The organism is Nonomuraea maheshkhaliensis (assembly GCF_039529435.1).
Classification (GTDB): domain Bacteria; phylum Actinomycetota; class Actinomycetes; order Streptosporangiales; family Streptosporangiaceae; genus Nonomuraea; species Nonomuraea maheshkhaliensis.
Genome location: NZ_BAAAMU010000146.1, coordinates 1 through 24,865, shown reverse-complemented (window position 1 = coordinate 24,865; position 24,865 = coordinate 1). Strand labels below are relative to the sequence as shown.

The window sequence follows — 24,865 nt, the reverse complement described above, 5'->3', positions numbered from 1 at the left end:
CCCCACCCGCCGCGCGCCGCGCGCGCGGACGTAGCGTGGAGGCATGTCACCCGAGAAGGTGCACCTGACGGAGGAGAAGGCCACCCTCCTCGCCACGCTGTACGGCAAAGCGCTCGACGCGCGATCCCCGCACCCGATCCTCGGCGACCGCATGGCCGCCGAGACGCTCGACCGGATCGAGCACGACTTCGGCAGGATGGGCATGACCCCGGGCAGCTCCGCCGCGGTCGCGCTCAGGGCACGGTTCCTGGACAGGTGGGCCGCCGGGTTCCTCGACGCCCATCCCAAGGCCACGGTGCTGCACCTGGGCTGCGGGCTCGACACCCGCGTGTACCGGCTCGACCCGCCGGACTCCGTCCGCTGGTACGACGTGGACTATCCGGAGATCGTCGAGCTGCGCCGGCGGCTGTTCCCCGAACGCCGGGCCTACGCCACGATCGGCACGTCGGTCACCGACCTGGCCTGGCTGGAGCGGGTCCCCGCCGACGCCCCCGCGCTGGTCGTGGCCGAGGGCCTGCTCTACTACCTCGACCCGGACGGCGGCCGGGCGCTGCTGCGGGCCATCGTGGAGCGGTTCCCCAGCGGCCTGTTCGTCTTCGACGCGCTGAGCCCGTTCGGGCTGCGGTTGCAGCGGCTGAACAGGCCGGTGCAAAAGGCCGGGGCCACGATGCACTGGGGCATCGACGGCCCCGCCGAGCTGACGGCGATCCATCCGGGCCTGCGCTGCCTGTCGGCGGTGAGCGCGTTCGACATCGACGGGTTCGACCTGTTGTCGGTCACCCACCGCGCCGTGGCCCGGATCGCCTCACTGGTGCCGGGGATACGAAGGACCGCGGTGTTCTACCGGCTGGAGTTCTGAAAAGCGCCGCGCTCCAGCGGCGCTCCAGCCGGGTTCTAGCCGCGTTCCAGCCGCGTTCTACTGCCCGGAGCTCTGCGGGGCGCCGCCGTTGTCGCGCCGGTCCAGCGCCATCTGCACGGCCTCGACCGCCTCGTCCTCGTGGTCGTCGGCACGGTTCCAGGCATACATCTCGTACATGTCACTCATCTCATTTCGCGGACGTCGTTCGACTGGGAAGCCGGACTCCGGTCGGGAATCCGACCGGGCCTGATCGCGTGGTCCGGGTCACGGACCGGACGGAGGGACTTGACGGCCGACGCACACGCCGCACACCGCGACGGGTCGTCGACCTGCCCTAACAGGCCCCGCCGCGGCAGGTAATAAGTACGAGAACCTGGCGCATCACCGACAACAGTACCTGAGCATTCTGCTCGGATGTCCTACTATCTCGCATGGTGAGACGCGAAGGGCCGTCCCGTGGAACGGAACGGCCCTTTTACGCTGATATCAGATGAGACGCGGGGGTGTCAGTCCTCCAGGTCCACCGAACGGCCGCTCTCGGCCCCGATCTCGGCGCCGATCTGCTCGACGACCTCGGCCGGGATGGCGGAGTCGACGGTCAGCGCGATGAGCGCCTTGCCGCCCTTGACGTCACGGGCCACCTGCATCGAGGCGATGTTGATGCCGTGCTCGCCGAGGAGGCGGCCCACCACGCCGACGATGCCGGGGCGGTCGGCGTAGGTGAGGAAGCAGAGGTGAGCCGTCGGCTCGATCTCCATCTCGTAGCCGTTGACCTCGACGATCTTCGTGATCTGCCGGGGGCCGGACAGCGTGCCGGAGACCGAGACCGTGCGGCCGTCGGCCAGCACGCCGCGCACGGTCACCACGTTGCGCCAGTCGGGGCTCTCGGCGCTGGTCACCAGCTCGACGGCGATGCCGCGGTCCTTGGCCAGCAGCGGCGCGTTGACGTAGGTGACCTGCTCCTCGACCACGTCGGCGAAGACGCCCTTGAGCGCGGCCAGCTCGATCACCCGCACGTCCTGGGCGGCGATCTCGCCGCGCACCTCGATGTCGAGCTTGGTGGCCACCTCGCCCGCGAGCGCGGTGAAGACCCGGCCGAGCTTCTCGGCCAGCGGCAGGCCCGGCTTGACGTCCTCGGCCACGGCGCCGCCCTGGACGTTGACGGCGTCCGGCACGAACTCGCCCGCGAGCGCCAGCTTCACGCTGCGCGCGACCTGGGTGCCGGCCTTCTCCTGGGCCTCGTGGGTGGAGGCGCCCAGGTGCGGCGTGACGACGACCTGGTCCAGCTCGAACAGCGGGCTGTCGGTGCACGGCTCCTTGGCGAACACGTCCAGGCCGGCTCCCGCGACCCGGCCCTCCTTGATCGCCGAGTAGAGCGCGGCCTCGTCCACGATGCCGCCGCGGGCGACGTTGATGATGCGCACGTTCGGCTTGACCTTGTGCAGCGCCTCGTCGCCGATGATCCCCAGGGTCTCCTTGGTCTTCGGCAGGTGCACCGTGATGAAGTCGGCCTGCTTGAACACCTCGTCGAGGCTCACCAGCTTGACGCCGAGCTGCGCGGCGCGGGCCGGCGGCAGGTAGGGGTCGTAGGCGATGATCTCGACGCCGAACGGCTGCAGCCGCTGCGCCACGAGCTGACCGATCTTGCCGAAGCCGAGGATGCCGACGACCTTCTCGTCCAGCTCGACACCGGTGTACTTCGACCGCTTCCACTCCCCGTTCTTCAGCGCGGCGTGCGCCTGGGCCGTGTTGCGGGCGCTGGCCAGGACGAGGGCGACGGTCTGCTCGGCGGCGCTGGTGATGTTGGAGGTCGGCGCGTTGACGACCATGACACCGGCCTTGGTCGCCGCCTCGACGTCGACGTTGTCGAGACCGACGCCGGCGCGGGCGACCACCCGCAGCTTGGGCGCCGCGGCGATGGCCTCGGCGTCGACCTGCGTGGCGGAGCGGACGATCAGCGCGTCCACGTCGGCGAGGGCGGGCAGGAACTGGGACCGGTCGGCGCCGTCGGTGTGGCGGACCTCGAAATCCGCACCGAGTACGGCGAGGCCAGCCTCGGACAGCTCCTCTGCGACCAGAACGACGGGCTTGTTCACAGGTGTGGATCCTTTTGGTCACGGCGGCTTGGGAGGGTTCACGTCCATGGATCCCCCCGGCGGTCCCACAGAGTCTAACCGCCGCTTGTGAACGCGTTCACGAGGGACCCACCATGTGAGACGGGGACCGGCGTACCCACCGCGCGGCAAACTCATCCACTCTGGATGCATCTTTGTCTTGATCGGGAGATTTATTGGCCATTAGCCTGATAAGCCGTGGCCGACTACCTATGGTTCGTCATATGAGCATCGGGAATCCTGCGCTTGCCGACGTGCTCGCCCAGCATGGCGCTCCGCATCGCCTGCTGGGCGCTCTTGCCGACGGTGGAGTCCTGGTGGCAGTGCGACCAGATCGTTCCGTCGTCCTGGGGACGACGCAGGCGGGTGACCGAGTGCTGCTCGGATACACCAGCCCCGCTACCTATGCCAGGCACCGCGGCAGCCATTCCCTCTCGGCGTGCGATGCCGACACCATCCTGGACATCCAGCGCGTCACCGGCGTGCGCGAGATCGTCATCGACGCGGCCGGACCAGCCGCCGCGGCCGTGCCCATCGACGATCTCCAGCGCTTCATCACCACGACGCGCACGGGACCGACGCCCGTCCTGTCGGGGGCCGTGCCGGCCGCCTACGCGACGGGCGCCATGGCCACCGTGTCGCGCGGTGCCGCGCTGGCCCAGGTGGCCCCGCCGACGCCGCACGCCCCCACGCTGCCCTGGGTGCCCGCGCCCAGGCCGCACCTGTCGGGGCCGATGCAGCAGGTGGACCCGGGATACCGGCGGTGCACGCATCCGATCCTGCCCGCGCTGCGGAAGGCGATCGGGTACCTGCTCATGGACTTCCCGCTGGTGCACCACGTCTGGATCTCGGAGGCCCGCACGGCGTCCGGGGCGCCGGGGATCATGCTGCACGTGAAGGTGCACATGTCGGCCGCCGAGGACGTCGTACGCGACCTGCACCGCCTGGTACGCGCCCGGCTGCCGCAGTTCGCCGCCTCCGGCGCGCCGATCCTCATGGCCAGGGTGGCCGACTCGCGCAGCGAGCAGCGGATGATCGAGATCGGCGCGCACGTGGTCTGCGCCAACGTCTCGGACTGAACGTGCCGTCCTGAACGGGCGGGCCCGCGAAAAGTGGGCCCTCCCGAACAAGCCCTCGCTCGGTTTCAATGAGGGAATGATCACACCGGCGGCCGGCCCGGCCACCGTCCCGAAGGGCGTGCGCCTCGGCTACGGGGTGGGCTCGTTCTGCACCGCCACGGTCAACGCCGTGCCGGGCCTGCTGCTGCTGTTCTACATGACGAACTTCCTGGCCGTGCCCGCGTGGCTGGCCGGCGTGGTCGTCACCGCGCCCAAGGTCTGGGACCTGATCATCAACCCGCTGGTCGGACGCTGGTCCGACCGGACCACCTCGCGCTGGGGGCCGCGCCGGCCGTGGCTGCTGGCCGGGGCGTGCACGCTGCCGGTCGCGTTCTTCCTGGTCTTCGCCGGGCCGCCGCTGACCGGGGTGCCGGCCGCGCTGTACGTCGGGCTCTGCTTCCTGGCCACGGCTACCGCGTACGCGCTGTTCGAGGTGCCGTACAAGGCGATGCCCGGCGAGATGACGCACGACTACCACGAGCGCACGTCGCTGCTGCAGTGGCGGATGGTGTTCATCGGCGCGGCCACCGCCATCAGCGGCGTGCTGGCCCCGGCCATCGCCCACGGCGAGGGCACGGACGGCACGCTGAACAGCTACCGGCTGATGGCGCTGACGATCGCGATCGTGCTGTTCGCGGCCATGCTCGGCTCCTTCTTCGGCACCGCCCGCGCCCCCATGACCGGCGCCCCGGAAGGGGATCGGGGCACGTGGCGGGAGCAGTTCGCCGCGATCAAGGGCAATTCGGCGTTCGTGTGGCTGACCGTGCTGGCCTGCGTCCAGATGCTGGCGGTCAGCATGATGCTGGCGGCGGCGCCGTACTTCGCGACGTACACGCTGGGTTCGTCGGCGGCCACGCAGACGCTCTTCGCCGTGCTGGTCGGGCCGATCCTGCTGACGATGCCGCTGTGGGTGCGGGTGGCCAAGCGCCTCGACAAGCGCGGCGCGATGGTGGTGGCGGCGCTGCTGTTCGGGGCCGGCACGACGGCCGCCATGGCGACGCCGCTGTTCGGCCCGATCTGGGCGCACGTCACGATCCTGGTGGTGGGCATCGGGTACGCGGGCGTGCAGCTCATGCAGTTCTCCATGCTCGCCGACGTGATCGCGGTGGACGCGGCCAAGACGGGCAGGCGGCGGGCCGGGGTGCTGACCGGGCTGTGGACGGCCATCGAGAGCGGGTTCAGCTCGTTCGGCGCGCTGATCTTCGGGGTGATCCTGTCGATCAGCGGCTTCGTCGAGTCCCAGCCGGACAAGCCGGTCGAGCAGCCGGACAGCGCGGTGACCGCGGTCCTCATCGGGCAGACCACGGTCCCCGCGCTGATCATCTTCGCGTCGGTGCTGATAACGCTGAAGTACCGCCTCACGCCACCCGTCGCGCCGGAGCCGGCCGCGTCCGAGTGAACACCCCGGCGATCAGCGCCGCCAGCAGGGGCAGCCCCAGCACGAGCGCGGCCAGGAACGGCCACGGCAGGGCGAGGTCGCCGGACATGCGCGCCATCCGCATGCCCCGCGTCACGGCCGTGGCGGTCACCAGGCCCGCCACCAGGCCCGTGACCGCGCCCAGCCCCGCGATGTAACCGGCCTGCGCCGCCACCACCAGCCTGCGGGTCAGGGGACGGCCGCCCACGGCCGACAGGGTGTCGAGATCGCGGCGCATGTCCGCCGCGGCCAGCCCCGTGGCCGCGAACGTGCCACCGAGCACCAGGATCACGGCCGCGGCCAGCAGCGCCCCGAGCATGAGGGCGTACTGCTCGCCGCTGTCGTCCTCGACGATGACGACATACGCGCCGATCGTCAGCGCCTGCAGATCCGGCATCAGACGATCCGGCACGGGCCGGGGCAGCGTGGCGTACAGAGTCCGCTCGACGGTCCCGAACCCGGCCTGCTTCAGCGCCGACGCGGGAATCACGGCGCCGCCCTGACCGGCCTGGGCGCCCTCGGCCGGCACAGCCGGGACGCGGATCCGAACCTCGTCGGCGTCCTCCCCTCCCACGACGCCCACGTCTATCGCGCCGTCGCTGATCAGCCGGGAGTCGAACACCACGGCCCGGCCGGCCGCCAGCGCGGCCTCGGCCGACGGGTCCCGCCGCCCCTGGAGGAGGGCGAGCAGCCGGGCGTCGCCGATGATCGGGACGTCGAACGGCGAATCGTAGGAGGTGGGGGAGGTCGCATCCGCCGGTGAGCGCACGGAGATCGCCAGCTCCCGCCCCTGGTCGTCCACCGCCGCGAGCCCGGGGACGAAGGTCGCCGCGGGCAACCGCGCGCGCATGGCGGCCCGCACCTCCGACCAGCCGTGACCGTCGACGTTCTCACCGTCGACGATCAGGGTGCCCTCGGGCGCCGCGAGCCTGAACTGCTCGTGGCGCTCGACGTACGACGTGTTGTACGCGATGCCGACCGTGACCGCGCCCATCGTGGCCGCCATGACGGCCGCCACAGCCGAGGCCGTGCGGCCGCGCTGGCGCGCGCCGTCACGGATCGACAGCCGGGCCGGCAGCGGCAGCCGGGCGGCGAGCCGTCCGGTGCGGCCCACGAGCCACGGCGTCAGCGCGATCAGCCCGAAGAGCGTCACCGTGGCCGAGGCCACCACGCCGAGGTCGTCCCTCGACGCGACGGTGAACATCAGGGCCACGCCCAGCAGCACCAGCACGAGCCCGAGCACCGGGACGCCCGCACGCTCACGCGCCTTCGCCGCGCGCCCGGCGAGCACCTGGGCCGGGCTCTGCCGCGCCGCCCCGACGGCCGGGGCCACGGCCTCCACCAGGGCGCTGACCAGGCCGAGCGCAACCACGCCGAGCACCTGCCACCACGGAATGTCCGGCGGCCCGCTGGTCCAGTCGAGCTGCCTGGCCGCGACCGACACCATGGCCAGGCCCGTGCCGACGCCCAGGCCGGCGCCGATCAGGGCCGCGGCCCCGCCCAGGAGCAGGCCGTCGGCCAGCACGATCGTGCGCAGGTGACGCGGCGAGCCGCCCTGCGCGGCGACGGTGGCCAGCTCCCTGGCGCGCCGGCGCAGCCCGACGGCGAACGCGGGCCCGGCCAGCAACACCGTCTGCGTGACGACGAGCAGGACGGCGATGGCCAGCCACAACCGCTGGTCAGCGCGGATGGGAGCGGCGTCGAAGGCGTCCGCGCGGGGGCTCTCGACGACGGCGCGGGAGGCCACGCGCACTCCCGCCCGGTTCAGCCGTTTCACCTCCTCCCAGGTGACCGGGGCCGGGGTGTCGGCCAGCCAGCCGGGGTTGCGCCAGGTGCCGTCGGGCGGGCGTACGGAGTCGTACAGGGCGACGACCTCGCTGATGCCCGGGCGGTTCGGGTGCTCGACGACGCCCACCACGCGCTTCGGCTCGCCGCTCCTGGCCACCTGGAGCGTGCCCCCGACGGTGACGCCCGCGTCGAGCAGCGCGGGCGTGACGGCGATCTCCTGCGGCGTCGCGGGGTGGCGGCCCCGCACGAGCGGCCTGAGGCCGGTGCCGAGCGGGTCGCGCAGGTCGATCTCCAGCAGCTCCACCCGGCCGAAGCCCCCCGGCAGGCGGGCCTCGGTCGTGTACTGGTGGAAGGGCAGCAGCCGGCCACCGGTCAGCGCGGCGATCTCGGCGGTGGTCCACCCGGGCGGTCGCGCCCCCGTCTGCGACTGGTCGCCGAACCTGCCGGCCGGGTCCTGGGTGACGAGAGTCCTGCGCAGGTGCGCGTAGACGGCCGCGTCGGCGACCGAGCCCAGCTCGGAGGGCAGCTCATCGCGCGCGGACAGCTTCGTCGTCTGGGACAGCGTGAGCAGCCCCGTGATGAGCAGCACGGGCAGGCCGATCATGACCATGATCAGCGCGCTGCGGCCCTTGGCGCGGACGGCGTCCCTGCGGGAGATGCGCAGCGCGGCGCGGAACGCGCTCACCTGGCGCTCTCCAGCCGCACGGCGTTCGCCTCGGCGATGCGGCCGTCACGCAGGTAGATCACCCGGTCCGCCCAGGCGGCGTAGCGGGGCTCGTGGGTGACGAGCAGCACCGCCGCGCCCCCGTCGGCGCGCGTGCGCAGAAGCTGCAGGATCTCGTCGCCCGTGGCCGTGTCGAGCGCGCCGGTCGGCTCGTCGGCCAGCAGCAGCCGGCGCTCGCCCGTCAGCGCCCTGGCGATGGCCACGCGCTGGCGCTGCCCGCCGGACAACTCGTCGGGGAAGCGGCCCGCGACCTCCTCCGCGCCCACCTCGGCCAGCGCCTCCAGCGCCTCCGCGCGGGCCCGGCCCGTCCTGACGCCGTCGAGCTCCCTCGGCAGCATCACGTTCTCGGCGGCCGTCAGCGACGGAATCAGGTTGAGGTCCTGGAAGACGTAGCCCACGCTGGTACGTCTCACAGCGGCCAGGTCCTTCACCCCCGCGAGGTCCCTGCCCTCGATCGTCACGCTGCCCGAGGTCGGCCGGTCGAGGCCGCCCGCCAGGTTGAGCAGCGTGGACTTGCCTGAGCCCGACGGGCCCATGACCGCGACCAGCTCACCGGCCGCGACCTCCAGGCTCACCCCGCGCAGGGCGTGCACCCGGCCGTGCTCGCGGGTCACCTCCCGCAACTCCACCACAGTCATCGGTTCTTCTCCTTGGATACGGCCTCGCAGTGGTCCAGCCAGCGCTGCTCCGCCTCGGCCTTGAAGATCAACGAGTCGAGCACGAGCCGCTGGGCGAGCCCTTCGGCCGCTCGCTTGGCCTTGGTGAGCCGCTGCAGCGCGCGCATCGTGGCCACCCGCTGGGTCTGGACGACCTCGGCGACGTTCACACCGGCGGCCACGGCCATCGCGATCTTGATGGCCAGCTCGTCCCTGGGCCGGTCGGTCTGGGCGACGGGGGTGCCGAACCAGCGCTCCAGCTCCTCCCGGCCGGCCTCGGTGATCGTGTAGACCGCGCGGCCCTGGTCGTCCTCGCCGCCGGGCGCGACCAGCCCATCGCGCTCCAGGCGGGCGAGCGTCGTGTAGACCTGGCCGATGTTGAGGGGCCAGGCCGCCCCTGTGGACGCCTCGAACTCCACCCGTAGCTGGTAGCCGTAACGCGCCCCGCCGTTCAGCAGCGCCAGCAGTCCGTGTCTGATCGACATAGATACCGAGTATGCATACGGAGTATGTCCATCGCAAGTGATCCGCGTATTCTGGACACGAAGCGAGGTTCAGGCCGATACTCGCTACATGAGCTCCACGCATCCGCCCTTTCGCGCCTCAGACGGAGAGCGTGACCGTGCGATCGACGAGCTCAGAGACCGCGCCGTGGAGGGCCGGATCTCCCACGACACCTTCGTGGGCCGGGTCGACCAGGCGCTGCGCGCGCAAAACCGGCGCGAGCTCGACGAACTCGTGGCCGACCTGCCACGGCGGCCCACGTTCCGGCAGCGGCTGACCGACGCCGTCGCCTCGGTGTCGGAGTTCACCACCCGGGTGCAGTCCGCGTGGCGGCGTCCGCGCCTGCCGCGCCTGGCCCTGCCCGACGACGACCGGCTGCGTTACGTGGTGGGCCGGGGGTCGGCCTGCGATCTCGTCCTGTCGGACCTGACGGTCTCCCGGGTCCACGCCGAGCTGCGGCGGGAGGGCGACGGCGCGTGGCTGCTGGTCGATCTCGGCTCGCTCAACGGCACCCGGCTCAACGGGTGGCGGCTGATGGGGCCGGCGCGGGTGAAGTCGGGCGACGAGGTGTCGTTCGGCGACTGCGGCTTCATGGTCACCTCGCACCAGCCGTCCTGACCGCCGCACGGACGGGCCTGACCACCGCGCAAGCCGGACCGGTCGCCGGAGGGCGGCCTGAGCGCCGGATCGGCGCGCTGATCTCGGCGCTTGGTGCCGATAAATACGGATATTTGCGGATTACAGGGTGACTGTGGTGATCCATGCTTCCAGGCGATCCCCCAGTCACTTGGAGACCCCATGCGGCGCACCTCAGCATCCCTCGTCGCGGGCGCGCTCGTCGCGGCCCTCGCGTGGGCGTCAGGACCCTCCTCCCCCGCCGTGGCGCTCGACCCCTCCGTGGGCGCGGCGGACCTGACCCAGGACATCAACCAGATCCTCAGCGACTCCCGGCTCACCATCGCCAGAGCCGGCGTCGTGGTCAAGAGCGCTCAGACCGGTGAGGAGCTGTACGCCACCGACGCCGGCAAGCAGCTCATCCCGGCCTCCAACACCAAGCTGTTCACCTCGGCCGCGGCGGTGGAGACCCTCGGCCTCGACTACCGCTTCCCCACCACCGTGCTGAACACCGGCCGCAAGGCGGGCTCGGTGCTGGCCGGCGACCTGGTGCTGCGGGGCACCGGCGACCCGACCATGCTGGCCGAGGACTACGACGCGCTGGCCGCCGACGTCGCCAAGGCTGGCATCAAGGTCGTCACCGGCAAGCTGGTGGCCGACGACACCTGGTTCGACGACCGGCGGCTCGGCAACGACTGGGCCTGGGACGACGAGACCGCGTACTACGCGGCGCCGATCTCGGCGCTGACCGCCTCGCCCGACCGCGACTACGACGCCGGCTCGGTGATCGTGGCGGTGTCGGCCGAGAACGGCAAGGTCAAGGTGTCCACCACGCCCGCCACCGACTACCTGAAGATCGTGAACAAGGCCACGGCGGGCGCCGAGACCGACGTGCTCATCGAGCGGCAGCACGGCACGCGCACGGTGGTCGTCACCGGCACGGTCGCCGACCCGTACCAGGAGTGGGTGGCCGTGGACGACCCCACGGCGTACGCGACCTCGCTGTTCCGCAAGGCGCTGGGCAAGCACGGCGTCAAGGTGCTCGGCCCGACCGAGTCCGCCGCGGCCCCGGCAAGCGCCAAGAAGCTGGCCGAGCACCAGTCGATGACGCTGGGCGAGCTGCTGGTGCCGTTCATGAAGCTGAGCAACAACATCCACGCCGAGATCCTCACCAAGGCCATGGGCCGCAAGGTGTCCGGCCAGGGCACCTGGTCCGCCGGGCTCAAGGTCAGCACCGACTTCGCCAAGGCGAACGGCGTACAGGTGATCAACATGCGGGACGGCTCGGGGCTGTCGCGCCGCGACGGCTTCTCGCCGGGCTCGATCGTGCAGCTCCTGTCGGCCGTGCGCGCCAAGCCGTGGTTCTCCACCTGGTACGAGTCCCTGCCCATCGCCGGCAACGCCGACCGGTTCACCGGCGGCACCCTGCGCAGCCGGATGCGCGGCACGCCGGCGGCGGACAACGTGCACGCCAAGACGGGCTCGCTGACCGGCGTCACCTCGCTGTCCGGCTACGTCACCAGCGCCGACGGCGAGCCGCTGATCTTCTCGATCATGCTCAACCAGTACCTGTCCGGCTCCCCGAAGGACATCGAGGACAAGATCGCCGTCCGGCTCGCCCAGTTCTCCAGGACGGCCGCAGCGGGCGAGACCGCGCAGCTGCGCGCCACGGACGCGGGCCAGGCGGGCGACCTGGAGTGCTCGTGGCTCAAGCCGGTCCAGTGCTGACGGCCACATGAGATCGTGCTTCAGCCGGTGAGAGCCGCCGGCTGAAGCACACGATCGGTGCCGACGTGTCGTCAGTCGGCTTCGAGCACGAAGAACAGGAAGCTCAGGAACCTGGTGCCGGTGCGCTCGCGGAACTCCTCTGGGAACAGCTCGCGGGCCTCCGGCGCGTACGGCGGCTCGCTGATGGCGCTGATGCGGAAGCCGGCCGAGGTGAACGCCTCGGTCATCGCGTGCAGCGGCCGGTCCCAGAAGCTCATCGTCGCGCTCTGCCCGCCCATGGTCCACTCCTCGACCCGGTTGCGGACCTCGAAGTACTTCGGCCGCTTCTCCCCCGCCATGGCGGCGAAGAGGGTGATCACGAAGGGATGGTCGACCGAGGCGAGCAGCCGGCCGCCCGGCCGCAGCACCCGGCGCAGCTCGGCCAGCGTCGGCCCCCAGTCCTTCAGGTAGTGCAGCACCAGGGACGCGACGACGTCGTCGAACGTGTCGTCGGGAAAGGGCAGCGGGGCGGCCAGGTCGGCGACCCGCAGGTCCGCGTCGGCGCCCAGCCGCTTCCTGGCCAGCTCCAGCATCCCGGCGCTCGCGTCGATGCCGGTCACCACGGCGCCGCGATCGCGCAGCTCGGCGAACAGGGGGCCCGAGCCGCAGCCGGCGTCGAGAACTCTCCGTCCGGCCACGTCTCCGGCCAGCTCCAGCATCGCGGGGCGCTCGTAGTACGCGTTGACGAGGCTGCGCTCGTTCTCGGTCGAGTAGCCCTCGGCGATCCCGTCGTAGTCGTTGAGCGGGGCGGGGTTCGCGGTCTCGATCTGATCTTCGGGCGTGGTAGGCATGCGGGCCATTCTGGACCAAGAACCCGATCACGAGCGCTGCCGGCGACCCATGTGAGTTCACGGCCCCGACGCGCGGAGGGCCGATCTGGTTTACCGGCCGCAACCAGGGGCGTATTACGATTCAGCTACCTGGAACTCCAGGTATGGCGCGGAATTTCCGTACAAAGCCGACTTGGGGGTACCAGAATGCGGTTCGACGCAGTGTCGAGCCCCCGACCGGAGGACTGAAATGCGCAGACAACTCCAGGCGATGGCCTGCCTCGGAAGTCTGGCGGCATTGAGCATCCCCGCCCCGGCCGCGGCCTCCAGCGACCGGAACACCCAGCAGAGCGCGCAGGCGAACACGCAGCAGGCGTGCCGGGTGGTCGCGCTCAAGCCGTTCGTCTCCAAGAGCAGGGTGCGCGGCACCGTCGCCAGGGCGGGCTGCGCCGACCAGGCCCGGCTGCGCGTGCGCATCAAGGTCTCCGCGGCGGGTCCCGACCGGGTCGTCAAGAGCGGCTCCAAGGTCGTCGGCAACGGCCGGATCACCGCCAATGTGCGGTGCGGCAGCACGCCGCGCCGCTACTACGTGGTCGCGCTCGACTCGCAGGGCCGGACGAACACCTCCCGGGCGCTGAAGCTGGCCTGCGGGCGCCCGGCCTCCAACTCCGGCTCCAGCGGCTTCGCCTCCGCCGCCGAGACGGCCGTCGTGACGCTCACCAACCAGGCCAGGGCCAGGAACGGCTGCCGTCCCCTCGTCCACGACGCCAAGCTGCACCGCGCCGCCGAGCGGCACTCGGCGGACATGGCGCGCAACAACTACTTCGACCACGAGTCGCGCGACGGCCGCACGTTCGACCAGCGGATCAAGGCCGAGGGCTTCAACTTCCGCCTGGCCGGCGAGAACATCGCCAAGGGTCAGCCCAGCGCCGCCGCCGTGGTCAGGGCCTGGCTCGACAGCCCGGGGCACCGGGCCAACATCATGAACTGCTCCTTCACTCACATCGGCGTCGGGCACGCCGGTCAGGGCCCCACCTGGACGCAGGACTTCGCCGCCCGTTAGGGCACCTCTCCCTGGACCAAGGGAGCGTCGGGCTTACACCGGCCACACCCCGAGCCGGTTCCCCACCGCACGCCCACGCGCTCCCCTTCCGGGCGGACCCGGCCGCGCCTCCCCCCGCACAAAGGACCGCGGCCGGGTCCGCGCACCTCCCACCGCACGCCCGTCCACACGAACCGCAGTACGCCGCACGCACCGCCTATTCGGCCGGCCTGTCCGAGAAGCGGGCCAGGACGAGCGCCTCGACCACGCCGACCACCGCGTACGCCAGGATGGACACCCCCGTGACCACCACGATGTCCGCCCACACCTCGTCGTAACGGAACCCGCCGATCGCGCGCAGGATCTCGGCCCCGATGCCCTGCCCGGTGGCCAGCCACTCCGCGATGAGCGCGCCGATGATCGAGGCGGGCACGGAGATCCGGGCCGAGGCGAAGATCGAGGGCATCGCCGTCGGCACCGCCACCTTGCGCAGCACGGTCAGCCGGGTGCCGCCGTACGCCATGATCAGGTCGGTGGCCTGCGGCGAGGCCGATCTCAGCCCGAAGGCGATGTTCACCAGCGCGGGGAAGAACACCACGATTCCGCCGATGACGGCGACGCCGACGAGATCGCGGCCGAAGATGAGCGTGATCAGCGGCGTCATCACGACGAGCGGCACCGAGCGCAGCAGCATCGCGACCGGCATGAACGTCTGCTCGACGGTCCTGAACAGCACGAACGTGACGGCCACGACGGTCGCGGCGATCATCCCCGAGGCGAAGCCGACGGCGGCGTCCCTGACCGTGATGCCCAGCGCGCCGAACACGGCCTCGCGGTGGGCCGCGGATGACGTCAGGTACTCCCAGACCTGCGGCGGGCGCTTGCCCACCAGCGGGCTGATCCCGAACGCCTCCAGCGCCAGCCACCAGGCCGCCACGACGATGACGACGGAGGGCGCGAGCGGCCCCACGATCCGCAGCACGATCCGGCCGATCACCGCGACTCCCCTCTCGACCAGGGGGTGACCACGCGGGCGACGAGCGCCACGAGCGCGTAGCCGAGCCCCGCGATCAGGCCGGCCACCAGCGCCAGCCCCCAGGTGCGCGGCACCTGGAACTGCTGCTGGGAGATCATCAGCGACACGCCGAGCCCCTGGTCGTTGCTGCCCAGGTACTCGCCGATGATGGCGCCGAGCAGCGCCGACGGCGCGGAGATCTTCAGGCCGGCGAACGTGCTGGGAAGAGCGGAGATCACCTGTACGTACCGCAGCCGCGCCAGGCGCCCGCCCCCGTACACGGTGACGAGGTCGAGGCTGGCCCGGTCGGCCGAGCGCAGCCCGAGCAGGGCGCCGATGAGCGTGGTGAAGAAGACGGAGATGGCCGCGAGGAAGACCACGGTCGCCTCGCCGCCGAAGACCACCAGCACGATCGGCCCGATGGCCAGCAGCGGAACGCAGTAGCTGATCACCGCGAGCTGGGTGGCGACGGCCTCCAGCCGGGGCACGAGCAGCACCAGCAGCGCCACGCCGATGGCCAGGCCGTTGCCCCACAGGAAGCCCTGGACGGCCGCGGTCAGGGTGGCGGAGGCGTTCGGGCCGTAGAAGGCCCAGCCGTCGCGGCCCATGGACGCGAGCACCGCGGCGGGCGTCGGCACCGCGCCGCCTTCGGCGAACACCGTCGCCGCCAGCAGCCACCAGAGCGCGACGAGGGCGACGACTCCGATCAGCCCCTGGACCCGTCTCATGCGCCGTGCCCGAACAGCAGGTCGCTGAGGTGGTCGTGGATGGCGTGGAACTCGGGCGTCCGCATCATCTCCGGCGTACGCGGACGCGGCAGGTCGATCTCCACCATCTCGATCACCCGCCCCGGCCGCGGGCTCATGACGGCCACCACGTCCGACAGGAAGATCGCCTCGCCGATGCCGTGGGTGACCATGAGGGTGGTGGCCGGCTTCTCGGTCCAGATGCGCAGCAGTTCCAGGTTGAGCCGCTGGCGGGTCATGTCGTCCAGGGCGCCGAACGGCTCGTCCAGCAGCAGCACGCTGGGCTTGACCACGAGCGCGCGGGCGATCGAGACCCGCTGGCGCATGCCGCCGGACAGCTCGGCGGGCCGGGCCTTCTCGAAGCCGTCGAGGCCGACCAGCTTGATCAGGTCCTCGATCACCCCGGGCTCGGGCCTGATCCCGGCCACCTCCAGCGGCAGCCGGATGTTGGCCGCGACGCTGCGCCAGGCGAGCAGGGCCGAGTCCTGGAAGGCGATGCCGAGGTGGTGGCTCCCGCGCAGTTCCTGGGGCGTCTCGCCGTTCACCGAGACCTCGCCCTTGGTGGGCTCCTCCAGGCCGGCCAGGATGCGCAGCACCGTGGACTTGCCGCAGCCGGACGGGCCGAGCAGCGACAGGAACGCGCCTTTCGGCGTGCTCAGGTCCACGCCCTCGACGGCGGTCAGGCCCTTGCCGAACGTCTTGCTCAGCCCGGTGACGCTGATGCCGCTCATGCCAGCTTGAGGCTCGGGTCGGCCTGGTAGATCTCGTTCAGGATCGACAGGTCGAACAGCTGCTCGGCCTTGATGTCCAGGCCCGCCTTGGCCAGCGACTCGATGTTCTGCGCGATCAGCTCGGGCGTCATCGTGAACAGGCCGTTGGCCTTGGCGTCGGGGGTGACGACGAGCTCGTTCTGCATCTTCGCCTCCTCCGTCTGCTCCTTGACGTCGAGGTTCTGGTCCTTGCCGTAGACGGTGGCGGCCAGCTCGGCGGACTTGGCCGGGTCGGCGACGGCGTCCTTCCAGCCCTTGATCTCGGCGGTGAGGAACGCCTTGAGCTTGTCGCGCTCGTTGTCGATGGTCTCCTGCGTGACCGTGAACGTCTCGGCGACCAGCGGCAGCCCGGCGTCGGCGAGCAGCAGGTACGCCGGGTCGTGGCCCTGCATGCGCAGGTTGACCGGACCGCTGGTGACGAAGCCCACGTACCCGTCGAGCTGCCCGGAGGTGAGCATCGACGGGTCGGACTGGAACGGCACCCTGGTCACGCTGGACGCGTCGAGGCCGTTGGCCTTGAGCAGCGCGTTCCAGACCAGCTCGTTGGAGTCCTGGACGCCGATCTTCTTGCCGGCCAGGTCCTTGGCCTCCTTGATCGGGTTCTTGTTCAGGGAGACGATGGCGAACGGGTTCTTCTGGAACGTCGCGCCGACGATCTTCAGCGCGGCGCCCTGGAGCACGGCGGGGGCGGTGATGGTGGGCGCCGACAGGCCCGCCCAGCAGCGGCCGGTGGCCAGGCCCGACTCGACCGAGGTGCCGGAGCCGCCGCCGGACAGCAGCTCGACCTGGCTGAACCCGGCGTTCTTGAAGTGGCCGTTGGTGTCGGCGAAGTACTCGCCGGCGAACTCGACGTTCTTCTTCCAGGAGAGCTGCAGCTTGATCGCCCCGAAGCCGCCGCTCGCGGCGCCCGTCGCGCCGCCCGTGGCGCCGTCGTCGCCGCAGGCGGCCAGACCGAGCGCCAGACCGGCCAGACCGGTTGTCCGCAGGAACGCGCGACGGTCGAGGGTAGCCATAATTCTCCTTGAACGGCCTAGACGTGCAGGTCAGGAAGGTATCTATCGATTATTACCATCGTGTGACGGTCATTTCGGACGAAGAGCCGATCCGGCAACGGAAGGCGCAGAAGCTGGGAAAAGCGCTGGCGGGCCCTGTAGGTCCCTACGAGAGGGCGGCCTCAGGACCGTAGATCCCTCCAGCGGCCCAGGGGCTCGGGTAGCGTCGGGCCTTGAGATGAGACTCGACGGAATCCCCCTTTGGGACGGTACCGAATATCGCGGCCCGGTCGATCTGGCCTGGGAGCCCGACCGGATCACGGACCTCAGCCCGGCGGCGCAGCGCCACGGCGACCTGTGCGTGCTGCCCGGCCTGGTCGACACGCACGTCCACCTGGTCGGCTACGCCGGCGACGGCGCGCCGCCCGACTTCGCGACCTGGCCGCTCACCACGACCCGCGACGAGCAGGTGCTGCACGGCGCCGCCCACGCCCAGCGGGCCATGCGGCACGGCGTGACGACGCTGCGCGACCTGGCCGGCGACGAGGCCCAGGTCGCGCTGCGCCGGGTCTTCGACGCCGGGGTGCTGGCGGGGCCGCGCATCCAGGTGCACGGCGTGGTGGGGATGACCGCCGGGCACAACGACCTGTTCGTGCCGCCCGCCGTGCCGCTGCGCAAGCCGACCGCCGACGGGCCGGACGAGTGCCGCAAGCTCGTACGCACCTGGGCCAGGGCCGGCATGGACGGCATCAAGCTCACCACCAGCGGCGGCGTGCTGTCGATCGGCGACAGGAACGTCTGGCGCAACTACACCCGCGACGAGATCAGGGCCGTCGTGGACGAGGCCCACGCCCTCGGCATGCCGGTCGCCTCCCACGCCCACTCCGAGGACGGCATCAGGGTGGCCGTCGAGGAGGGCGTCGACTCCATCGAGCACGGCACGCTCATGAGCCGCGACCTGGCCGAGACGCTGGCCGCCCGGCGCACTCCCGTGGCCCCCACACTGCTCATCAACGAGGCCATCGCCGAGGGCCGGGTGCCGGTCACCCGCGAGGCGATGGACAAGGCCGCCGAGCTGGTCGCCACCCGCAACGTGCTGCTGGCCCAGGCCGCGGCGCTGGGCGTGCGGTTCGTGCTCGGCACCGACGCCAACGGCCACCACGTGCGGTTCGGCGACCAGCTCGCCGAGGTCGTGCACATGACGCGCATCCTGGGCATGGACGCTGCGTCGGCGCTGCGGGCGGCCACCTCCGACGCCGCCGACGCGATCGGCATGCCCGTGGGACGCCTGGCGCCCGGCCTGGGCGCCGACCTGATCGTGCTGCGCGGCCGCCCGTGGGAGCGCATCGAGGACCTGGCCACGGAGAACATCGTGGCCGTGGTCTCACGTGGCCGGCTCGTCGCGGGCCGGCTGCCCTGAGCGCAGCGCCAGATACAGGTCCGTACGGTCGCGCATCGACGTCATCCGCCTCCCGGTCAGCTCCTCGATCCGCTGCATCCGGTAGCGCAGGGTGTTGACGTGCACGTACAGCTCGTCGGCGGTGCGCTGCCAGGATCCGCACGTCTCCAGGAAGATGTCCAGCGTGCGCAGCAGCTCGGAGCCGTGCCGGGCGTCGTACTCCTCCACCGGCCCGAGCAGGTGGTCGCGGAAGGAGCGGCGGGTGGCGGCGGGCAGCGAGGCCAGCAGCAGGTCGAAGCTGTCGATGTCGGCCAGCGACATGATCGACACGGGGCCCGGCCCGGTCCTGGCCGACTCCATGCCGCGCCTGGCCGTCTCCAGCGCCTCGCCGAGCTGTGACACGCTGGCCGCCATCTCGCTGATCCCGGCCGCGATGCTCGTGCCCCGCCGCCCGGCGACCAGGCCGCGCAGCTCGTCGGCCAGGCTCTTGCGCGAGGCGCGGCCGTTGACCAGCACGATCGCCTCGTGCGGGGTGCCGCCCACGATCAGGTGCCGGCCCTTCCTGGCCAGGCCCTCGTGCAGCAGCTCGGGCAGGTCGAGGTCAGGGCCGCCGGTCAGGGTGACCGCCATGGCGGCGGTGGGCAGCCCCGGGTCCGCTCCGAGCAGCCTCAGGTGCGCCGACACCTCTCCCGGCGGGATGCGGCCGAGCACGTCGAGCAGCGTCTGGGCCCTGACCCGTTCGGTCCTGCGCTGCTCTGCGGCGAACCCTTCGGCGGTCACCACCTCGGTGATCGCGCCGAACGCCTGGTCGGGGGCGGCCAGGAGGAGCGGCAACCGGCGGCGTTCGCACGCCTTGACCAGCTCGCCCGGCAGCTCGCCGAGCACGATCAGGCCGACCACCAGGCCGGCCGCGTCGCTGGCCCACAGCGCGTCGGCGAAGCGCTCGCAGTCGGACGGCTCGGCGTACCAGACGCCGCTGGTGAGCACGAGATCGCCGGAACGCAGGTAGCGGCGGGGGTCGGGCAGGTCCGTCGGGTACGCGCGGCGGATCTCGCGGCCGAGAGTGCCGGCCCCGGTCACCAGCGTCAGCCGCAGGTCCTCGCGTGCCAGCAGATCCTCCAGCGTCATGAAATCTGATGTTATGCCAGCTCACGGGGTGAGAGTTCAGAGGTTCGCACGATACCTCGCACTACGTGGGTCCGGTTTACTCGTTGCCATGCGTCCCAAAGCGGAACTTCATCTCCATATCGAGGGCACCCTTGAGCCCGAGCTCGTCGTCGAGCTGGCCCGGCGTAACCGGATCGACCTGCCGACCTACGACGTGGAGGCCATCCGCTCCCGCTACTCCTTCACGGATCTGCGCTCGTTCCTGGACGTGTACTACGACAACCTCGCCGTCCTGCGCACCGAGCAGGACTTCTACGACCTGGCCGGTGCCTACCTGCGGCGGGCCGCCGGGCAGGGCGTGCGGCACGCGGAGATCTTCTTCGATCCGCAGGCGCATCTGAGCAGGGGCGTGGCTCTGGAGACGGTGTTCGGCGGGCTGTCGGCGGCGATCAAGGATTCAGGGGCGTCGGCCGCGCTCATCCTGTGCTTCCTGCGAGACAGGGGCGCGGAGGAGGCCGAGCAGGTGCTGCGCGCGGCGCTGCCGTTCCGTGACCACTTCATCGGGGTGGGGCTGGACTCGGCGGAGGTGGGATATCCGCCGGCGCTCTTCCGGCGGGTCTTCGAGATCGCCGCGGCGGAGGGGCTGCGCCGGGTGGCGCACGCGGGCGAGGAGGGCGGGCCCGACTACGTGTGGGAGGCTCTGGACATCCTGCGGGTGGAGCGGGTGGACCACGGGATCAGGGCGATGGAGGATCCGCAGCTCGTGGCCCGCCTGCGGGAGGAGCGCATCCCGCTGACCGTCTGCCCGCTGTCGAACGTACGGCTGCGGGCGGTGCCGTCCCTGCGTGACCACATCCTGCCCGCGATGCTGGACGAGGGCCTGGTCGTGACCGTCAACTCCGACGACCCGGCCTACTTCGGCGGCTACGTGGAGGACAACTACGCGGCGCTGCGGCGCGAGCTGGGGATGAGCGACGAGCAGCTCGACCGGATCGCGCGCAACTCCTTCGACGCCGCGTTCGCCTATGAGGGCTGAGCATGGTGTAGGGGCCCACCCGGCGGATGGGCCCCTGGATAACGCTGCTCAGCTGCAGAGGAATGACGTTAGCTGATCGAGCACTTCGTGTCTTCGCTCTTGATGCCGAGGATCTGGCTCAGGATGTCGCCGGTCTGAACGACGAGGACGCCGCTCGTGCTGTTGTCGACCTCGCCCTGGGCGAAGATGTTCTCGTCGCCGCAGAAGAAGAAGGTGCGCTGCGCGTCTTCGTTGGCGCGGGGCCACTCGGCCGTGGCAGCTACCGCGGAGCCGCCGAACATGACCATCCCGCCGACGAGACCGGCCAGGACGAGTCCTGATTTGTACATGTGATTCTCCCTGCTACCTCTCGACTACTCTCCGTAGCTATCGGGAGAAGATCTGCCCTGCCCCCAAGTTCGACAAACGCCGATAATTTCCGGCTTGACCAGGGAAAACCCGCCACATTACCGAACAGGTGAAGAAGAACACCCGGCTTGGCGCAGGTCTGCGGGTGACTGAAGGACGGCCGCCCCGTTCATGGGGCTTCCATGACCGTGCCACGCGCCCTCTCAAGGCTTTGAAAGGGGAGCAGTGTGGGCAGACTAGTCGTGACTCCGCGTAGCGGATCATCCTCGCCCGGATGACCACAGAACGGCACCCGTCCGACCGCCGCTACGGCAGGGTCAGGATGACGGGGCCGTCCCCGGTGATGGCCACGGTGTGCTCGACGTGCACGCTTCTGCTTCCGTCGGCCGAGCACACCGACCAGCCGTCGTCCGCCATGTAGTAGTCGTCGCCACCGCCGGCCATCAGGCTGGGTTCGATCGCGATCACCAGCCCGGGCCGCAGCCGCAGCCCCCTGCCAGGCCTGGCCTCGTTGGGCACCCACGGCGACTCGTGCATGGACCGGCCGATGCCGTGGCCGCCGAAGTCGTTCTGCATGCCGTAGCCGGCGCCGCGCCCGACCGTCGACATGGCGTGCCCGATGTCGCCCATCCGGCCGCCGGGCACGGCCGCCTCGATGCCCGCGGCGAGCGTCTCCTCCGCGACCCTGATCAGCTTGAGGTCCTCGGCGCGGGCGTGGCCGACCGTGAAGCTGACGGTGCCGTCGGCGTGCCAGCCGTCCACGATGGCCCCGCAGTCCACGCTGAGCAGGTCTCCGTCCCGCAGCCGGTACGCCGTCGGCAGCCCGTGCAGCATGGTGCCGTTCACGCTGGTGCAGATGACGCCCGGATAGGGCGTGGCGCCGAACGACGGATGGTATCCGAGGAACGACGCCCCGGCCTTGGCCTCCTCCAGCACGGTCCTGGCCACCTCGTCCAACTGCCTGAGCGTCACCCCGATGTCCGCCCGCTCGCGCACCGCGCTGTGTATGGCGGCGACCACCCGGCCCGCCTCCCGCATGGCGGCGATCTCGCCGGCCGACTTCAGTTCGATCATGACTCCTCCTGAGCGATAACTATACCGGTATTTTTATCACGCCCAGTGGAGTGCTCGCGCGGGTCAGTCCAGGCCCTTCCTCCCGGGAGTCCAGAACGGCTTCGTCCGCACATCCCTGCGGTGCCAGCCGCGCTCGCCGACCAGATGGGCGCGCACGGCCTGGATCGTGCGGGCCTCCCCCGCCAGATAGGCCACGCCGGGGGTGCCGGGCAGGTCCAGCTCCCTGACCGCGTTCACCAGCACCTCCGACCGCGCCGCGGACGCGCCGCCCCGGCACACCTCGACCAGGTCGCCGGGCAGGCCGAGGTGGTCGCCCGGCCCCTCCGCCTCCACCGCCCCGTACGCCCGCGCCCCGGCGGGCAGGGCCCGCAACATCGCCCCGAACGCCACGGACGCCGTCTCCTCCCCCGCGAACAGGTGGTACGGCGCCTCCTCCCGCACCACGAAGCTCCCTTCCGGACGGGTGAAGGCGACCTCCTGGCCTGGCGCGGCGTTCCTGATCCAGGAGACGCCCGGCGAGTCGCCGCCGTGGTCGTAGCCGACGAGGTCGAGGGCCTCCCAGGAGGGGTCGTGCCGCCAGATCGAGTACGTCCGCAGCACGCCGCCCAGCGGACCGCCGCCCTCGATCAGCAGCCGGATGTGCTGGCCGGGAGTCCACCGCAGGTACGCCAGAGCCGGCCCGCCGATCCTGACCCGCCGCATGCGCGCGGTCAGCTGCTCGGCCTCGATCACCTCCCCCTTGAGGAAGAACCGGTCGAGCAGCCTGCGGGCGACGCTCGGGCTCACGACCCGCTCCTCTCGGCATCGAGGTCCTCGATCCGGCGGCGGGCGTCCACGAAGATCTCCTGGATCCGCTCGACCACCCGTGGATCGCCGTGGGCGCGGGCAAGCGCTTTCACCGCGGCCTTGACCAGGCGCAGCGCGGGGCCGACGATCTCCGCCGCCTCGGGCTCGCGGAACATCCCCCACTCGCCCCGGCCCGCGGCCCGGCCCCACAGGCGCTCGATCTCCTCGGCCTTCTCGGCGGCCACCCGTCCGCCCTCGTCGGTGACGTGGTAGACCTTGCGGCCGTCCGTGGACTCGGCGCGGACGAGGCCCTCGTCCTCCAGCAGTTGCAGGGTCGGGTAGATGGAGCCGGCGCTCGGCTCGTAGGTGCCGTTGAAGCGGTCGGCGAGCCGGCCCATGAGCTGGTAACCGTGGCCGGGCGCCTCGGCGACCAGGGCGAGGATGGCCAGCCGCAGCTCACCCGGCCCGAAGAAGCGCCCCGTGGGGCCCATGCCGCCGACGCCTTGGTTGCGACGTGCGTTCATCATAGATCGGATGCTATATCGAACGATATATCGGAGTAAAGACGTACTATCTCGACTTTGCCGCTCAGCGGCGCGGATCCGGGCCCTCGGTGACACCCCACGTCTCCGCGAGCCGGCCGTCGTCGATGCGGAAGATCTCGATGAGCACGGGACGGGCATCACCCTGGGCGCCCATCCCCTCGACGGACGAGCGCACGGCCACCTTGTCACCGTCGATCAGGATGTCGTCGGCGACGACCCGCATCTCCGGGAACCGGGCGACGACCTGGACCCAGGCCGCCCGGCCCGCCTCGAACCCGGTGGCGCCGAGCGGATGGTTGCGGAAATCGGGGGTGAACAGCTCGGCGGCCTGGTCGAACCGCCGGGTGTTGAAACAGTCCTGCATCCGCCGCACCAGGGCGCCGGCTTCCTCGCGGGTGGTCATCAAAGGCCCTCCTCGTCCTCGGCCGGCCGGTCGGCCGACTAACCGGGGCATCGCCCCGCTTATCCGACGAGCATACGGGGCGGCGCCCCGGTTAAGCTAGGGCGGTGAGACGTCCAGCCACGGACCCGTGCCGGCCGAGCCGCCGGTGGATCCCATGACCGACCGGGAGCTGCGGGCCGACGCGCGCCGCAACCGCGAGCAGGTGCTGGCGACCGCGCAGCGGCTGTTCGCCGCCCAGGGCCTCGGCATCCCGCTCGACGAGATCGCCCGCCGCGCGGGGGTCGGCCCTGGCACCGTCCACCGGCACTTCCCCACCAAGCAGGCTCTCTACCTGGCCGTGGCGATCGACCAGATCAGGCGGCTGGTCGACGAAGGAGAGGCGCTCGCCGCCACGGACGATCCGGCCGCGCTGTTCACACTGCTGTCCCGGATGATGGCCTCGGGCGCGGAGAACGCGGCGGTGAAGAGCGCGCTCACGGCCGCCGAGTTCGACCTGCGCGACGCCGCTCCCGACGCCGCCGCCGGCCTCACGCACCAGGTCGCGCGGCTGCTCGATCGGGCTCGTCAGGCCGGCGTCGTACGTGACGACGTGACCGTCGATGAGGTGATGGCGATCGTCGCCGGCGCCTTCGCCGCGATCCGGCACGCCGGCGCGGACACCAGCCCCGAACGCTCCGCCCACCTCGCCCGGATCATCCTCGACGGGCTCCGGCCCCCATCCCGGCGGTAAGGCTCCACCCGCCGCCCGGCGGCGCCCGTCAGAGCGTGATGACGACCTTGCCCCTCGCGTGGCCCCCTTCGAAGTGAGCGATGGCTTCCGGGACCTCGCTCAGCGGGTGGGTCCGCTCGATGACGGGGGTGAGTTTGCCCGTCTCGACCAGCTCGCGCAGGGTGTCGAGGTCCGCGGCGTTCTCCTTGGTGACGAAGGTGACGAACGTGTGGCGAACGAACGGGGACATCGCCTTGAGGCGGATGAGGCGGCCCATCACCCCGAACCAGGGCCCGCCGCCGGTGCCGCTGTTGGGGATGAGGATCCCGTCGGGGGTGAGCGCGCGCCGCAGGTCGGCCACCGAACGGTTGCCCACGTTGTCGAGGATGAGGTGATATCGGCGGCCGGTGCGGGTGAAGTCCTCTTTGCCGTAGTCGATGACGTGGTCGGCGCCGAGCGAGCGGACCAGGTCGGCGTTCCCGCGGCTGCACACGCCCGTCACCTCGGCCCCGTACGCCTTGGCGAGCTGCACCGCGAACGTGCCGACGCCGCCCGAGGCCC

The 24,865-nt window shown here is 71.2% G+C and carries 25 protein-coding genes; 9 read left to right on the top strand and 16 right to left on the bottom strand.

Going from position 1 to position 24,865, the window contains the following annotated elements; all coding sequences use genetic code 11:
* Positions 1-43 precede the first annotated feature (43 nt).
* Positions 44-859 (top strand): class I SAM-dependent methyltransferase, encoded by an 816-nt coding sequence (locus tag ABFX54_RS48985; protein ID WP_346114033.1) that lies wholly within the window; start codon positions 44-46, stop codon positions 857-859.
* Between the two features lie 506 nt (positions 860-1,365).
* On the opposite strand, the gene serA is transcribed toward ABFX54_RS48985, so the two are convergent.
* Positions 1,366-2,955, bottom strand: coding sequence for a phosphoglycerate dehydrogenase (gene serA, locus ABFX54_RS48980; RefSeq protein ID WP_346114032.1), 1,590 nt, complete (start codon positions 2,953-2,955; stop codon positions 1,366-1,368).
* Between the two features lie 335 nt (positions 2,956-3,290).
* On the opposite strand from serA, the gene ABFX54_RS48975 reads away from it, so the two are divergent.
* A complete protein-coding gene (locus tag ABFX54_RS48975; protein WP_346114031.1) occupies positions 3,291-4,052 on the top strand; it encodes a hypothetical protein in 762 nt (253 codons plus the stop codon).
* A 76-nt stretch (positions 4,053-4,128) separates the two neighbouring features.
* Positions 4,129-5,490 carry an MFS transporter gene (locus ABFX54_RS48970; protein ID WP_346114030.1) on the top strand — a complete coding sequence of 454 codons (1,362 nt, stop codon included), beginning with the start codon at positions 4,129-4,131 and terminating at the stop codon, positions 5,488-5,490.
* Here the strand turns inward: ABFX54_RS48970 and ABFX54_RS48965 are convergent.
* From ABFX54_RS48965 to ABFX54_RS48955, 3 genes are read right to left on the bottom strand one after another with little or no spacing between them, the layout of a single operon-like run.
* Positions 5,450-7,981 (bottom strand): FtsX-like permease family protein, encoded by a 2,532-nt coding sequence (locus ABFX54_RS48965; RefSeq protein WP_346114029.1) that lies wholly within the window; start codon positions 7,979-7,981, stop codon positions 5,450-5,452. The two genes, ABFX54_RS48970 and ABFX54_RS48965, sit on opposite strands and share 41 nt — an antisense overlap.
* Positions 7,978-8,658: an ABC transporter ATP-binding protein gene (locus ABFX54_RS48960; RefSeq protein WP_346114028.1), complete on the bottom strand. Its 681-nt coding sequence runs from the start codon at positions 8,656-8,658 to the stop codon at positions 7,978-7,980. The genes ABFX54_RS48965 and ABFX54_RS48960 overlap by 4 nt, the downstream gene beginning before the upstream one ends.
* Positions 8,655-9,161 carry a helix-turn-helix transcriptional regulator gene (locus ABFX54_RS48955; RefSeq protein ID WP_346114027.1) on the bottom strand — a complete coding sequence of 169 codons (507 nt, stop codon included), beginning with the start codon at positions 9,159-9,161 and terminating at the stop codon, positions 8,655-8,657. The genes ABFX54_RS48960 and ABFX54_RS48955 overlap by 4 nt, the downstream gene beginning before the upstream one ends.
* 88 nt (positions 9,162-9,249) lie before the next feature.
* On the opposite strand from ABFX54_RS48955, the gene ABFX54_RS48950 reads away from it, so the two are divergent.
* Both ABFX54_RS48950 and dacB read left to right on the top strand, forming a co-directional pair.
* Entirely contained in the window at positions 9,250-9,798 is a 549-nt protein-coding gene (locus ABFX54_RS48950; RefSeq protein ID WP_346114026.1) for an FHA domain-containing protein, read from the top strand.
* Between the two features lie 180 nt (positions 9,799-9,978).
* Positions 9,979-11,523, top strand: coding sequence for a D-alanyl-D-alanine carboxypeptidase/D-alanyl-D-alanine endopeptidase (dacB, locus tag ABFX54_RS48945; RefSeq protein ID WP_346114025.1), 1,545 nt, complete (start codon positions 9,979-9,981; stop codon positions 11,521-11,523).
* A 71-nt stretch (positions 11,524-11,594) separates the two neighbouring features.
* Here the strand turns inward: dacB and ABFX54_RS48940 are convergent, their stop codons facing one another.
* Entirely contained in the window at positions 11,595-12,362 is a 768-nt protein-coding gene (locus ABFX54_RS48940) for a class I SAM-dependent methyltransferase (RefSeq protein WP_346114024.1), read from the bottom strand.
* A 220-nt stretch (positions 12,363-12,582) separates the two neighbouring features.
* Here ABFX54_RS48940 and ABFX54_RS48935 point away from each other — a divergent pair, with 220 nt between their 5' ends.
* A complete protein-coding gene (locus tag ABFX54_RS48935) occupies positions 12,583-13,395 on the top strand; it encodes a CAP domain-containing protein (RefSeq protein WP_346114023.1) in 813 nt (270 codons plus the stop codon).
* Between the two features lie 196 nt (positions 13,396-13,591).
* Here the strand turns inward: ABFX54_RS48935 and ABFX54_RS48930 are convergent, their stop codons facing one another.
* From ABFX54_RS48930 to ABFX54_RS48915, 4 genes are read right to left on the bottom strand one after another with little or no spacing between them, the layout of a single operon-like run.
* Positions 13,592-14,371 (bottom strand): ABC transporter permease, encoded by a 780-nt coding sequence (locus tag ABFX54_RS48930; RefSeq protein WP_346114022.1) that lies wholly within the window; start codon positions 14,369-14,371, stop codon positions 13,592-13,594.
* The gene (locus tag ABFX54_RS48925) at positions 14,368-15,117 is read right to left on the bottom strand and encodes an ABC transporter permease (protein ID WP_346114021.1); all 750 of its coding nucleotides are present in this window, start codon (positions 15,115-15,117) and stop codon (positions 14,368-14,370) included. The genes ABFX54_RS48930 and ABFX54_RS48925 overlap by 4 nt, the downstream gene beginning before the upstream one ends.
* On the bottom strand, positions 15,114-15,866 hold the full coding sequence (locus ABFX54_RS48920; protein WP_346114020.1) for an ABC transporter ATP-binding protein: 753 nt from the start codon (positions 15,864-15,866) through the stop codon (positions 15,114-15,116). Before ABFX54_RS48920 ends, ABFX54_RS48925 begins: the two co-directional genes overlap by 4 nt.
* Complete coding sequence (locus ABFX54_RS48915; protein ID WP_346114018.1) at positions 15,863-16,918, bottom strand: ABC transporter substrate-binding protein; 1,056 nt, start codon at positions 16,916-16,918, stop codon at positions 15,863-15,865. Before ABFX54_RS48915 ends, ABFX54_RS48920 begins: the two co-directional genes overlap by 4 nt.
* 217 nt (positions 16,919-17,135) lie before the next feature.
* Here ABFX54_RS48915 and ABFX54_RS48910 point away from each other — a divergent pair, with 217 nt between their 5' ends.
* Positions 17,136-18,317, top strand: a complete 1,182-nt coding sequence (locus ABFX54_RS48910) for a metal-dependent hydrolase family protein (RefSeq protein ID WP_346114017.1) — start codon at positions 17,136-17,138, stop codon at positions 18,315-18,317.
* Here the strand turns inward: ABFX54_RS48910 and ABFX54_RS48905 are convergent.
* A complete protein-coding gene (locus ABFX54_RS48905; RefSeq protein ID WP_346114015.1) occupies positions 18,282-19,424 on the bottom strand; it encodes a PucR family transcriptional regulator in 1,143 nt (380 codons plus the stop codon). The two genes, ABFX54_RS48910 and ABFX54_RS48905, sit on opposite strands and share 36 nt — an antisense overlap.
* An 88-nt stretch (positions 19,425-19,512) precedes the next feature.
* Between ABFX54_RS48905 and ABFX54_RS48900 the strand changes: the two genes are divergently transcribed.
* Complete coding sequence (locus ABFX54_RS48900; protein ID WP_346114014.1) at positions 19,513-20,439, top strand: adenosine deaminase; 927 nt, start codon at positions 19,513-19,515, stop codon at positions 20,437-20,439.
* Between the two features lie 68 nt (positions 20,440-20,507).
* On the opposite strand, the gene ABFX54_RS48895 is transcribed toward ABFX54_RS48900, so the two are convergent.
* The 5 genes from ABFX54_RS48895 to ABFX54_RS48875 form a co-directional block, all read right to left on the bottom strand.
* Entirely contained in the window at positions 20,508-20,768 is a 261-nt protein-coding gene (locus tag ABFX54_RS48895) for a hypothetical protein (protein WP_346114012.1), read from the bottom strand.
* 325 nt (positions 20,769-21,093) lie between these two features.
* The gene (map, locus tag ABFX54_RS48890; protein ID WP_346114011.1) at positions 21,094-21,861 is read right to left on the bottom strand and encodes a type I methionyl aminopeptidase; all 768 of its coding nucleotides are present in this window, start codon (positions 21,859-21,861) and stop codon (positions 21,094-21,096) included.
* Between the two features lie 63 nt (positions 21,862-21,924).
* The gene (locus tag ABFX54_RS48885; RefSeq protein WP_346114010.1) at positions 21,925-22,647 is read right to left on the bottom strand and encodes a siderophore-interacting protein; all 723 of its coding nucleotides are present in this window, start codon (positions 22,645-22,647) and stop codon (positions 21,925-21,927) included.
* A complete protein-coding gene (locus ABFX54_RS48880) occupies positions 22,644-23,174 on the bottom strand; it encodes a PadR family transcriptional regulator (protein WP_346114008.1) in 531 nt (176 codons plus the stop codon). Before ABFX54_RS48880 ends, ABFX54_RS48885 begins: the two co-directional genes overlap by 4 nt.
* Before the next feature lie 61 nt (positions 23,175-23,235).
* Positions 23,236-23,595: an ester cyclase gene (locus ABFX54_RS48875; RefSeq protein ID WP_346114007.1), complete on the bottom strand. Its 360-nt coding sequence runs from the start codon at positions 23,593-23,595 to the stop codon at positions 23,236-23,238.
* 154 nt (positions 23,596-23,749) lie between these two features.
* On the opposite strand from ABFX54_RS48875, the gene ABFX54_RS48870 reads away from it, so the two are divergent.
* Positions 23,750-24,325: a TetR/AcrR family transcriptional regulator gene (locus tag ABFX54_RS48870; protein WP_346114006.1), complete on the top strand. Its 576-nt coding sequence runs from the start codon at positions 23,750-23,752 to the stop codon at positions 24,323-24,325.
* Between the two features lie 28 nt (positions 24,326-24,353).
* On the opposite strand, the gene ABFX54_RS48865 is transcribed toward ABFX54_RS48870, so the two are convergent.
* A partial coding sequence (locus ABFX54_RS48865; protein WP_346114005.1) for an NAD(P)-dependent alcohol dehydrogenase occupies positions 24,354-24,865 on the bottom strand: 512 nt, incomplete at its 5' end.